At 34.1% G+C, this 13123-nt stretch carries 8 protein-coding genes; 6 read left to right on the forward strand and 2 right to left on the reverse strand.

Going from position 1 to position 13123, the window contains the following annotated elements:
• Positions 1 to 18 precede the first annotated feature (18 nt).
• From M666_RS12130 to M666_RS12145, 4 genes are all read left to right on the forward strand, one after another.
• Positions 19 to 4425 (forward strand): translocation/assembly module TamB domain-containing protein, encoded by a 4407-nt coding sequence (locus tag M666_RS12130; protein WP_029446060.1) that lies wholly within the window; start codon positions 19 to 21, stop codon positions 4423 to 4425.
• Between the two features lie 158 nt (positions 4426 to 4583).
• Entirely contained in the window at positions 4584 to 5570 is a 987-nt protein-coding gene (gene pfkA, locus M666_RS12135) for a 6-phosphofructokinase (RefSeq protein ID WP_024480279.1), read from the forward strand.
• Between the two features lie 35 nt (positions 5571 to 5605).
• A complete protein-coding gene (gene gap, locus M666_RS12140; RefSeq protein WP_024480280.1) occupies positions 5606 to 6607 on the forward strand; it encodes a type I glyceraldehyde-3-phosphate dehydrogenase in 1002 nt (333 codons plus the stop codon).
• 76 nt (positions 6608 to 6683) lie between these two features.
• A complete protein-coding gene (locus M666_RS12145) occupies positions 6684 to 7535 on the forward strand; it encodes an N-acetylglucosamine kinase (RefSeq protein ID WP_025614765.1) in 852 nt (283 codons plus the stop codon).
• Positions 7536 to 7617: 82 nt separating this feature from the next.
• On the opposite strand, the gene M666_RS12150 is transcribed toward M666_RS12145, so the two are convergent.
• Together M666_RS12150 and M666_RS12155 are read right to left on the reverse strand one after the other, a co-directional pair.
• Positions 7618 to 7998, reverse strand: coding sequence for a RidA family protein (locus M666_RS12150; protein WP_025614766.1), 381 nt, complete (start codon positions 7996 to 7998; stop codon positions 7618 to 7620).
• Positions 7999 to 8009: 11 nt separating this feature from the next.
• Complete coding sequence (locus M666_RS12155) at positions 8010 to 10790, reverse strand: putative LPS assembly protein LptD (RefSeq protein ID WP_051333175.1); 2781 nt, start codon at positions 10788 to 10790, stop codon at positions 8010 to 8012.
• A gap of 97 nt (positions 10791 to 10887) precedes the next feature.
• Between M666_RS12155 and M666_RS12160 the strand changes: the two genes are divergently transcribed.
• Positions 10888 to 12087: an N-acetylmuramoyl-L-alanine amidase family protein gene (locus tag M666_RS12160; RefSeq protein ID WP_029446062.1), complete on the forward strand. Its 1200-nt coding sequence runs from the start codon at positions 10888 to 10890 to the stop codon at positions 12085 to 12087.
• Positions 12088 to 12155: 68 nt separating this feature from the next.
• On the forward strand, positions 12156 to 13121 hold the full coding sequence (locus tag M666_RS12165) for an MlaD family protein (RefSeq protein WP_025614768.1): 966 nt from the start codon (positions 12156 to 12158) through the stop codon (positions 13119 to 13121).
• The last annotated feature ends 2 nt before the right edge of the window (positions 13122 to 13123 follow it).

The following is a 13123-nucleotide window of genomic DNA, read 5'->3' on the forward strand; positions in this document are numbered from 1 at the left end:
ATATTAATTATCTGTGTTTTGACGACGCTTGTTTTTTCGCTCCCCATAGTGCAGACTTCTTTAGCGGCAAAGGTTACAAAGTCTATTAATGATACTTATAAGACAAACATTTCTTTAGATAAACTCAAAGTTTCTTTTATTACTTGGGATACCGATTTGAAAGGTGTGTATATTAAAGATTATCAGAAAGACACACTTTTTTACATCAAGAAGTTAAACACATCAATAGTAAGTATCAGAAACCTTATTAATGGCGATTTAGAATTTGGAGCCATTACAGTAGATGAGCTTAATTTTAAATTAAAGACATATAAGGGAGAAACCACTTCTAATATAAATGTTTTTATAGCAAAGCTAGATGATGGTAAGCCTAGAGATCCAGGAACACCACCATTCTTATTTACGGCAACAGAAGTTTTTATAGAAAATAGCAAGTTTACCTTTACCGATGAAAATCTAGAAACTTGCGAAGTATTGAAGTTTACAGATTTAGAAATTGATGCCGAAAAATTGCAAATTTTAGGGCCAGAGGTCACTACGAATATTAAAGATTTATCATTTAAGAGTAAACGAGATTTGGAAGTAACGCATATGGCTACTTCATTTAAGTATACTAAAGAGCAAATGACGTTTGATTCACTCGTGATAAAATCTAAAGAATCAGATGTGAAAGGAAACTTGATAATGGATTATGGTCCAGGAGATTTCTTGGACTTCGTTAATAAAGTGAAATTTACGGCAGACTTTGTAGACTCTAAACTCTCGTTTAACGAAATAAACCATTTGTATAATGAATTTGGAAGAAATAAAGAAGCCTATTTCTCTTCGCATTTTAGTGGTGTTTTAAATGACTTGACTTTAGATGATTTATTTCTAACTTCAGACAACACGGGGGTGCGTGGCGATTTTAATTTCAAAAATTTATTTAAGCGTGATAATCCATTTGTAATGGAAGCTCAGATAAAGAATATATCTAGTAGTTATTTTCAACTGAGAAGTTTAATGCCTAGACTTTTAGGAGAGAATATACCCCCATCATTTGAACGTCTAGGAGAATTTACTATTCGTGGGCAAGCAACAGTAACAGAGAATACTATAAATTCAAAAGTTAACCTAAATACCGCTATTGGGAGTAGTTATTCAGATTTAGAGATGATCGGTATTCAGGATATAGACAATGCTTCCTATAAAGGTTTCTTCTCATTGATAGATTTTGATTTAGGGTATTTTGTGGGCAGTGAAGATTTGGGGAACGCAACCTTTGATTTAAATGTGGAAGGGGAAGGGTTTATCAAAGAAACCTTGAATACAGAAGTCATTGGGGATGTGTATTCCATCAATTTTAATAATTACAATTATCAAAATTTAAAAGTATCCGGAATTTTAAAGGAACAGCTTTTTGATGGTCTATTGGTTTCTAAGGATGAAAATATGAAGTTTACCTTTAAAGGGTTGGCAGATTTTTCTGATGCGCAAAATAACTTCAACTTTATAGCGGATGTGGAATATGCCGATTTCCGAAAGCTAAACTTTATAAAAGATAGCGTTTCTATATTTAAGGGTAATGTAAATATGGATATCGTGGGTAATACCCTAGATAACATTGTTGGAGATATAAAATTCTCTAGAACCAGTTATCAAAATAAAAATGACACCTATTATTTTGATGATTTTAAAGTGTCTTCTCGTTTTGAAGAAAATCAGGTGCGGTATATTGATATAAACTCTCCAGATATCATCACAGGATACATGAAGGGTAAGTTTAAGGTGGCAGAGCTAGGTAAATTGGCAGCCAATTCTGTAGGAAGTATTTATACTAACTATAAACCTTTTGAAATTTCAGAAGGCCAAGAATTAGCCTTTAATTTCAAGATTTATAATAAGATTGTAGAAGTATTTCTGCCAGAAGTCGCTTTTGGTACCAATACGTTTATAAAAGGGGATATTATTGCGGATAAGGGCGACTTTAAATTGAATTTTAAGTCGCCTAGTATTAAAGCTTTTGGGAATACGTTAGATAGCTTAGATATAAAGATTGATAATAAAAATCCGCTTTTTAATACCTTCGTTTCTGTAGCAGATTTGTCTACCGGTTATTATGATGTAAAAGATTTTAACCTGATTAATACTACCTTAAAAGATACTTTGTTCTTTAGAACCGAATTTAAGGGAGGTAAAGATTTTAGCGATAAATTTAATTTAAACTTCTACCATACTTTTAATGATCAACGTAAGTCTGTTATTGGTTTAAAAACATCCGATGTAAGTTTTAAAGGGAATAAATGGATGCTGAATAAAGAGGGCGATTCTCATAACAAGGTTATTTTAAACAGTACATTGGATAGCATTACAATTGAAGAAATTGTGATGAATAATGATAATGATGAGCAAATACGGTTAAGAGGTCAGATTGCGGATTCTACATATAAAGACTTACAGCTAGAGTTCAAGATAGTATCTCTAGATAAGATTACACCTAGAATAGATAGCTTACGATTAGATGGGAAGGTAGATGGTACCTTACACATACGCCAAAAAAATAAGGTCTACAGACCAACTTCTAGTTTAGATATTACAGATTTTTCTGTGAATGATATTCACTTAGGAAATCTTATGATAGATGCTATTGGAAATAAAAATTTAACCAAGATAACGCTAAACACGCGTCTTACAGATAAAGGGGTAGATCGTTTAGATGTAAATGGTAGTTTAGATATTAGTGGTAAAAATACGATAGCAGATTTGATGGCTACGTTTAATGATTTTAATCTAGAACCGTTTGCTCCTTTGGGAGAGCCTATTCTTTCTAATATACGTGGGTATGTATCTGGGAATGCTAGAATAGAAGGTAGGGTAGATAATCCTGATATTTCAGGAGTATTAAACCTTTCTAATGCCGGATTAGGTATTCCATATTTGAATGTAGATTATGATTTTGGGTTTAATTCGCAAGTGGTATTATCAGACCAAACATTCGATTTTCAGAATATTCAACTTACCGATGTGTTGCATAAAACAAAGGCTTCTTTAAATGGAGTCATTAACCATAGCTTTTTTAGAGATTGGGATTTAGATCTTAATGTGGATACAAATAACAAAAGGTTCTTAATCTTAAATACTAGTTTTGATGAAGAGCAATTGTATTACGGTACAGGATATTTAAATGGGAAAGGACGTATCTACGGACCAACCACTGCGTTGACTATAAATGTAGAAGGAGAAACGGCAAAAGGCACATCTTTAAAAATTCCAATTAGTGATGTAGCTAGTGTCGGAGATTATTCCTTTATAAACTTTATCAGCAAAAATAAAGTTGAAGAAAAAGAAACGGGACGTAATGAAAAGAAATACGAGGGATTAGAACTGACCTTTGATTTAGATATTACACCAGATGCAGAAGTAGAAATTATTGTTGATCAGAAAACAGGAAGTAGTTTAAAAGGTACTGGGGCAGGTTTAGTCCAGATAGAACTGAATACTAGAGATAAGTTTATCATGAACGGAGATTTCGTTGTGGTTACAGGAGAATATAGGTTTAAACTAGGTGGGGTTATAGATAAAACATTTAAAGTAGTGCCTGGGGGTACTATAAATTGGGAAGGAGACCCCTTGGATGCGCAACTAAAAATGCAGGCGGTTTATTCTTTAAACGCAAATCCTGCGCCGCTATTGGATAATTCTGATTACACCAAAAGAATAGCCACCAATGTAATCATTAGTTTATCAGAGTCTTTAGAACACCCAACTATTGATTATGAAATAGATTTTCCATCAGCGAGTTCTGTGATAAAATCAGAGTTAGCTTATAAGTTGCAAGATCCAACGGTAACGGCTAATAATGCCTTCTTCCTGTTAGCACAAGGTACATTTGTTAATGAAGCTAATGGTAGTTTTAATCAACAAGCATTGACGGGGAATTTATTGCAATCTGCTTCTGGGATTTTAAATTCTGTGATTGATAATAATGATGACAATCTAGATATTGGGTTCTCTTATGAGCAGGGAAGTAGTGGTAGTTCTAGTTATCAAACCGAGAATAAAGCAATTTTTAATTTTGCGACTACCTTAAGTGAAAAGTGGTTGTTAAGTGGTAGTGTGGGGATTCCTGTAGGTGGTGGTGACGGACTAACGAACTCTAATGTTGGGGGCGATTTTGAGTTGCAGTACTTATTTAATGAAGATGGTTCTTTAAAAGGGAAAGTCTTTAATAGAGAGACCGCCGATGAGCAATTAATAGGAGACACGCAAGGATATACCCAGGGAGTGGGATTATCTTATCAAGTAGATTTTAATTCTTTTAAGGAGCTAAAAAGTAAATTATTTGTTCGAAAACCTAAAAAGCAAAAGACAATAGCTTCAGATTCTATCCGTACAGAAATGGCAAAGGACAGCCTCATGCGCTTTAAGCCTAAGGCAAAATCGTAAGATTATTCTTAAGAATTTGATGCGCCTAATGTTCGATTTCCTTTTTTTATGTAACTCTTTGTTACGAAAACGTTATAGCTTGTAACTATTATAAATAAAGGGTTTTATAGCTTATTTAAATCCGAAAAGTTTCCTAAATTTGTTACTTATAGAAGTAAATGACAGTGGAGATAAAAAAAATAGGTGTATTTACATCTGGGGGAGATTCACCCGGAATGAACGCAGCAATAAGGTCTGTTGTGCGTACTTGTGCATATATGAAAATAGATTGCATGGGAATTTACCGTGGCTACCAAGGTATGATTGAAGGCGACTTCAAGCCTATGGATGCGCGAAGTGTAAATAACATTATAAATAAAGGCGGTACCATTTTAAAGTCTGCTCGTTCTATGGAGTTTCAGACTAAAGAAGGTAGGAAAAAAGCTTACGACCAATTGCAAGCCGCAGGGATTGATGGTTTAGTGGTTATCGGAGGTGATGGTAGTTTTACAGGAGCATTAATATTTCATAAAGAATATAATGTGCCAATTATTGGTATTCCTGGGACTATTGATAATGATATTTTTGGCACGACCTATACATTAGGTTTTGATACCGCCTTAAATACAGTGGTAGAAGTAATTGATAAAATTAGAGATACTGCTAGTTCTCACAACCGTTTATTTTTCGTTGAAGTAATGGGCCGCGATGTGGGGCATATTGCTTTAAATGCAGGAGTAGGTGCCGGAGCAGAGGAAATTCTTATACCAGAAGAAAATTTAGGATTAGAGCGCTTGTTAGAATCTTTAAAGCGAAGTAAAGCTTCAGGGAAATCTTCAAGTATTGTTGTTGTTGCTGAAGGGGATAAAACAGGGAAGAATGTTTTTGAACTAAAAGAATATGTAGAGGAGCATTTGCCAATTTATGATTGTCGTGTTTCTGTATTAGGGCATATGCAAAGAGGAGGCTCACCTTCTTGTTTTGATAGAGTATTGGCAAGTAGAATGGGTGTTAGAGCTGTAGAGGCGCTTCTTGAAGGGAAATCTAGCTTAATGGTAGGTATTCAAGATAACAAGATAACGCTTACGCCAATTAGTAAAGCAATAAAAGGTCATACAAAAATAGATAAGGAACTTATGCGAGTTTCAGATATCATGACCGTATAATTTAGAAACAAATAATAATAACAAATAAATTTAAAATGTCAAATTTAAAAATAGGAATTAACGGATTCGGTAGAATAGGTAGATTAGTATTTAGAACTAGTGTTGCCAAAGAGGGTGTGGATGTTGTTGCAATTAATGATTTGTTAGATGTAGAGCACTTAGCATACTTATTAAAGTACGATTCTGTTCACGGTAAGTTTGATGGTACTGTTGAAGTTAAAGATGGTCACTTAGTAGTAAACGGAAAAACTGTTCGTATTACTGCAGAAAGAGAGCCTAAAAATATTAAGTGGGATGCTGTTGGTGCAGAAATTGTAGCAGAGTGTACAGGTATTTTTACTACCTTAGAAACTGCTCAATACCATATTGATGGTGGTGCTAAGAAAGTAGTTATATCTGCTCCTTCTAAAGATGCTCCAATGTTCGTAATGGGCGTTAATCATAAAGATGCTAAGGCATCTGATACTATTGTTTCTAATGCATCTTGTACTACAAACTGTTTAGCACCTTTAGCGAAAGTTTTAAATGACAACTTCGGTATTGAAGAAGCTTTAATGACTACAGTACATGCAACTACTGCAACGCAAATGACAGTTGATGGCCCTTCTAGAAAAGACTGGAGAGGTGGTCGTAGCGCAATGTTAAACATTATTCCAGCTTCTACTGGTGCTGCTGTTGCAGTAACTAAAGTAATTCCTTCTTTAAAAGGAAAACTTACAGGTATGGCTTTTAGAGTGCCAACTGCAGATGTTTCTGTTGTAGATTTAACGGTTCGTTTAGAAAAAGAAACTTCTTACGAAGAAATTAAAAAAGTTTTCAAAGCAGCTTCAGAAGGTGACCTAAAAGGTATTTTAGGATATACAGAAGAAGCAGTAGTTTCTCAAGATTTTATTGGAGATGCTAGAACAAGTATTTTTGATGCAGGTGCAGGAATTGAGTTAAACTCTAAATTCTTCAAATTGGTATCATGGTATGATAACGAAGCAGGTTTTTCTAACAAAATGTTAGATTTAGTTCAGCACGTTTCAAAATTATAATTTTTAATCTTAATAAATCCTGATGGTAGTCTAAGATTACTTTCAGGATTTTTTTTACTACTCATACCCAACACATATGATATTAATTGTAGATAGTGGCGCAACAAAATCTGATTGGATTGCTTTAACGGAAAAAGGGGAAAGACTTTTTTTGACGCAGACCTTAGGCTTAAGTCCAGAAGTATTAACAAGACCTGTTATAGAAGATAGGTTGGCTAATAATTTTGAACTTTCTAAAAATAGAGAAGATGTTTCTGCTTTATATTTTTACGGAGCTGGTTGTGGAACGGATAGAATGCAAGATTTCTTAAAAGAAATTTTCAAAGTATTCTTTCCTAACGCTATAGCTGAAGTGCGTGAAGACACTTATGCAGCAGTGTATGCTACTACAGCAATAGGAGATCAAAGTATTGTGTGTATTTTGGGAACAGGTTCTAATTGTAGTTATTATGATGGTGAGAAATTATACCAAAAAGTAACTTCGTTAGGATATATTCCTATGGATGATGGTAGTGGTAATTTTTTCGGTAGAAAACTAATCCGAGATTATTATTTCAACAAAATACCAAAAGAGTTGGCAGAGAAATTTGCAAGTGAGTATAATTTGGAGGCAGATGTGATTAAAGAAAATCTTTATAAGCAGCCTAATCCAAATACGTACCTGGCTACTTTTGCGCGTTTTATTGTAGAGAATAAAGAGCACCCTTACTGCAAAGGAGTTATTGAAAAAGGATTTCAACAATTTATAAATAATTACATCATGCAGTTTGATCTGGCAACTAAAGTGCCTGTATCGTTTGTGGGGAGTATTGCGTATTATTTACGTGATGAGCTTAGAAAAGCATTAGAACGTAATGATTTAATTGTAGGTCAGATTTTGCAAAAACCTATTGATGGTTTAGTAAAGTTTCACCAAAAAAGTATCTAATAAACTTCTTTAGTTATTAGTATAAAAAAAGCATCTAAGAACTTAGTTCTTAGATGCTTTTTTTTATAGTAGTTGCTGATGATTATAGCATAGCAATCATTGAAATTTCTACATTTACAAACTTTGGAAGGTTAGCTACTTCTACAGTTTCTCTAGCAGGAGCAGTCTCAGCATCAAAATAGGTAGCATATACTTCATTTATTTGAGCAAACTGATTCATGTCTTTAATAAAGATAGATGATTTAATGACGTTTTCAAATGTCATCCCAGCCTCTTCAAGAATCGCTTTAAGATTCTCCATAGATTGCTTTGTTTCTTCTTTAATATCTCCTTCTATCAAATTTCCAGTCTTAGGATCTATAGGAATTTGTCCGGAAATATATAACATGTTTCCGGCTAAAACAGCTTGGTTGTAAGGCCCAATTGGGGCAGGAGCATTAGGAGTATTTATTATTTTTTTCATTGTGTATGCTATTAGTTACTTCTTCTACTTTGTTTATCCCATTTAAGATCTTGTAAGATAGAACTAGAGATCCCGATAAAGAAATCCCAGCGCTCATACGTTCCAAACGGAGTCCAGTTAAATCTAAGATTAAAACTACCTAACTCTCTTTGAAAACGTAGTTGTGTAATAGAGAATCCTTTGTTTACAAAATCGTAACCAGAAGAAGCTCCAACTTTCCACTTAGGAGTTAACTCAATATTTCCTGAAAACATTAAACTGTGGCTGTTAATGCTATTTTGTCTATTAGGATTTGTATATCCAACGGTATAGGCTAAACGAAGATCCCAAGGAATTGCGTTGGAATAAAATTTAGTTTCGCGCTCTTCTTCCTCTTCGTCTCCAGGTCTTCTGGTGTTGCTAAAATCTGCATCTCCAAATAAATCATCTGTTCTACCTCCACTAGCTGCAGCATAATCATATTTGTTCTCGTCCTCTTTGCCTTTGTCTTTATCGTCTTTCTGAAAATCTTTACTAGAAAGACTGTAGCTCATGTTTGCTCTAGCGGTTGTTAGTCTAAATAGGCTACCGCCATTTGCTTTATTAAAGGTGTTGATTCTTGTTCCGTTGTTGTCTATAGCGTAGGGGTCTAATGTACCTGCGAAATTTATAGACATTTTGCTATTCAAGATAGCCGTACCTCCACTAACACTAATTGGACTCAATTTTAACGAATCTGCATTAAAATTGTAGCTTGTTGAGAAATTTAAATTCTTAAGGATATCAACTTTTTTTGGTTCTAAATCGGTAGAATCTTTAGAACGTACTTTGGCTTCTAAGGTATTGGCAAGCGAGAAACTAACCGAGTTAGATTTACTTAGGCTAGGTACTCCGTATAAGGTTCCGTTAAAACGAGTATATTGAGTGATATCACCATTGGTATCTGTTCTTGGTGCGCCATCAGAATCATACAGGTCGTCATAGTATTGATCAAAAGCGGGCGTGTAACCATAACTTATACTAGGACGCATGACATGGCGTATGGCTTGTATTTTTTTGTCTTCTCCAAAATTAAAAGTACCATATACGGTAGTTCCTATACTTGTAGATAAATTGTAGCTATTAAATCTATCAAAACCTTGTATCGTATCTCTTACAATAGCATTCTCATCATTATCATAAGTTTGATTGTAGGTTTGTAAAGACCACACATCTTCATAAGTACCTCCCATAGTAACACTTAAGTATTTCGCTATTTTAAAGTTAGTACTAATCGGTAGGTTGTGTTTTGCTCCAATTCGTGCATCATCAAACATTTTTCCTGTTAGGAAATCATCATCATTGGTAGAAATCCTGTTTTGAGCATTTACATCGTATTGAAAATTTATATTTTGAAAGGCTCCTTTTTTAATCCCGTCTCTTTTGGCAAAAGGGTAGATACGTTCCATACTTGCTTGAAGGGTAGGTAAGGTAATGTCTATATTATCTCCTTCTATAGTGGTGCTTGTTAACTGACTATGAGAGGCTGTTAAACTCATGTTTACAGATGGGTATTCTGGAAAAGTTTTTGAGTAAGATATAGATGAGTTTAAAGTGTTATTTTGTGTATTAGCAATATCTTGCAGACGTAATGAGTTTTGGTAGTATTGGCTACTACCTAAGTTTACAGAAGCTGAAAAGGTAGAATTAGGATTAGATTTCTGATCTTGAGAATGGTTCCATTGAATATTGTAACTCGTAGATCTGCTATAGTCATCAAAACCTTTTTGACTATTAATGATGTTTTGGTATTGTAAATTAAATCCGCCTCTATACTTGTAACGTTTTACATATACCGACCTGGAATTAAGACCGTAACTACCATTGGTATATAAATCTCCGGTAACTTCTAAATCGGCATAATCGCTTAAAGGCAAATAATACCCACCACCTTGTATAAAATAGCCACGATCATCAACGCTACCAAAAGTAGGGAAAATTAATCCTCCAGTTCTACCGGTACTCATAGGGAAATAAGCAAAAGGTAAAGCAATGGGAGTAGGGACATCTGCAATATACATGTTACTGAAGCCAGCGATAACTTTCTTTTTAGGGACAAATTTCGCTTTATTTATTAAGATGTAGTAATCCGGATTTATCGTATCTTTTGAGGTGGTTAATTTTCCTTTGCTTAGAAAGTAAACCGAATCGTTTTCTTTTTTTGTAATCTCTGCGTAAACTTTCATGGAGTCACTACCAAGTGAGCCCAAGCCTGCTTGTTGTTCTGTTCTCGAATTCCAAATTAATGCCTTTTGGGTATCAAAATTAAAACGGATAGAATCAGGGATCACCACATTATCACCTTGTTTAAAATAGGGTGTCTGCGAGTAGTTACCTAAAGAATCTTTAATTCTTCCCGCATAAACTTCATTCTTAATATAATCCATGATAATGATGCCGGCTTTAAGTTCTGTATCTTGATAAAGAATCTCAGCTTCATTGTACAAATAGATTTTTTGATCCTTCTGACTAAGTTTTACGTAATCTTTGGCTTTATATTTGATCTTATCTAAAAGTAAGGTTTCTTTTTTCGATATAGAATCTGCAGGAATTGAATCTGTTTGAGTGCTATCTTTAATGGCAATTGCCGAAAAATCTGTAGTTGCGGTAATCTTAACAGAATCAGAAATGCGCTGAGTTGGCAAGGTAATTACTTTTCCTTCTTGGCCAAACAGACCAGAAATACCGCTGAATAGCAGTAAAATTAAAAGTAGATGTTGTTTGTTTGATTGCAAGGCTATAAATCCTATTTTTGTAATAGTTTGTCTTGTCATTGTTAACTAAAGAATCGGAGTCAAACTTACATATATTTTTTGTTCTGTATAGGATACATTACAATTAATTTAACCATTATTACAAATATAATAACATATGCTTAAGAATTGTTTTTATCCACTATTACTTTTATTAATAGGTTTTACGCTTACTTCGTTTGGTGGAAATGACAAAATTGAAACAGTACAAGATCCTTTTATTGTTGTTTTGGATGCAGGTCATGGAGGTCATGATCCAGGAAATTTAGGGAATGGCTTTTTAGAAAAAAACATAGCGCTGAAGATTGTTTTACGCGTAGGGGCAATTTTAGGTAAGGAGAAAGATGTCAAAGTAATCTATACTAGAGATGATGATACTTTTGTAGATTTATACAAGCGAGGAGAAATTGCCAATAAAGCAAATGCTAATCTTTTTGTGTCTGTTCATTGTGATTCTCATACATCAGAAGCACATGGCGCAGGTACCTTTGTATTAGGATTACATGCGAACAAGCAAAATTTTGAAATTGCTAAAAAAGAGAACTCTTCTATTTATTTAGAAGATAATTATGAATCGCGCTATGCGGCATACAACATTAACTCTCCAGAATCCGTTATCGGGTTAACTATTATGCAAGAAGAGTTTCTGGACCAAAGTATTATGTTGGCAAAAACAATGCAGGATAATTTTACAGGTAAATTACAGCGTGTAGACCGTAAAGTAAAACAAGCGGGGTTTATTGTATTGCATCAAACATTTATGCCTAGCGTTTTGGTAGAAACAGGTTTTCTAACCCATAAGCCAGAAGGAGAATATTTAAATTCTGTAAAGGGTCAAAATGATATGGGAGATGCTATTGCTAATGCTATTCTTCAATATAAGAAAGCTATTAGTTCTAATGTAAGTGATCAAATAACGGATGTAAAACCAGTGGCGCCAGTAGTGGTAAAAGAAGAAACGGTTGTAAAAGAAGTGCCTAAAGTGGTTAAAGAGCCTGTAGTGGTTGCCCCAAAAGTGGTGAAGCCTAAGGAAGTGCCTGTAGTAGCAAAAGAAGCACCGAAGTCAGAAGTAGTATTTAAAGTTCAAATAATGGCTAGTTCTAAAGATTTGGGTTTAACTCCTGCAAATTTTAAAGGATTAAATACAATATCAAAAGAAGCGTTTAAGAATATTTATAGGTATATGTATGGCAGTACTACATCCTATGATTATGCGAATACCTTAAGGAAAGATGCGGAAGATAAGGGGTTTAAAGGAGCTTATGTTGTAGCCTATAAAAATGATGTTAGAATCAATATTAAAGAAGCAATCAAATAGGTTTAAGATAAATAACAAGTCTTAAATAAATTATTTCTAATTTTGTTACAAATCCTAAATTCATTCATTTGAAAATATCAAGAGAGATTAAAACGGGAATTATAGTTGTTGGCGGTATCCTATTATTTTTAATGGGATTCAGTTATTTGAAATCATCATCCTTGTTTGATAATAGCAAAACATTTTATGCTGTGTATAATAATGTTGGTGGTTTACAGACCGGAACGCCAGTATCTATAAACGGATATAATGTTGGAAAAGTAAACGGAATTAAGTTTAAAGACGATTCTGGTAAGTTGTTGGTTACATTTTCTGTGAGTAATGAGTTTGATTTTTCTAATAATAGTAAAGCAGAGCTTTACGATACAGGTATCATAGGAGGAAAAGGAATTCAAATTATCCCAATGTTTGATGGTTCGCCCTCAGCAAAATCTGGAGATACTTTAATCTCTTCCATAAAACCAGGGCTGACGGATTTAGTCCAGAAGAATTTAGCGCCTTTACAAAGTAAAATAGAAGGAGCAGTGACCAATGCAGATTCGTTACTTATAAACTTCAATCAGGTTTTAGATACCAAGACAAAGAAAGATTTAAGGGAAAGCATTAGCGGTTTAAATACTTTAGTGAAAAGTTTTCAAGGAAGTGCTAATGCCTTAAATGGTCTTCTAGCAGATAATAAGGGGAATTTAGATACTTCTATTAAGAACATGGCTGCCATGACTGATAATTTTAAAAACCTTTCAGACTCTATTTCTAAAGCAGGTTTGGTAGAAACTATGAAAAGCTTGGAATCTACTGTTGCAAGTTTGGATGTTATGTTGGCTAAGATGGAAAATGGAGATGGTACGATTGGTAAATTGATGACGGATGAGGAACTATATACCAATTTAGCAAACTCATCTAAAGAATTAGATTTATTACTTCAAGATTTTCGTTTAAATCCTAAGCGTTACGTAAATGTTTCTGTATTTGGAAAAAAACAGATAGATTACGAAGTGCCTGAGAATGATCCAGCCCAAACTATTCAAGACTAAAT

The sequence above is a fragment of the Cellulophaga baltica 18 genome, assembly GCF_000468615.2.
Taxonomy (GTDB): domain Bacteria; phylum Bacteroidota; class Bacteroidia; order Flavobacteriales; family Flavobacteriaceae; genus Cellulophaga; species Cellulophaga baltica.

Coding starts and splice junctions, on each gene's coding strand:
- pfkA (WP_024480279.1), top strand. CDS start 4,584: ATGACAGTGGAGATAAAAAAAATAGGTGTATTTACATCTGGGGGAGAT.
- gap (WP_024480280.1), top strand. CDS start 5,606: ATGTCAAATTTAAAAATAGGAATTAACGGATTCGGTAGAATAGGTAGA.
- M666_RS12145 (WP_025614765.1), top strand. CDS start 6,684: ATGATATTAATTGTAGATAGTGGCGCAACAAAATCTGATTGGATTGCT.
- M666_RS12150 (WP_025614766.1), bottom strand. CDS start 7,998: ATGAAAAAAATAATAAATACTCCTAATGCTCCTGCCCCAATTGGGCCT.
- M666_RS12155 (WP_051333175.1), bottom strand. CDS start 10,790: ATGACAAGACAAACTATTACAAAAATAGGATTTATAGCCTTGCAATCA.
- M666_RS12160 (WP_029446062.1), top strand. CDS start 10,888: ATGCTTAAGAATTGTTTTTATCCACTATTACTTTTATTAATAGGTTTT.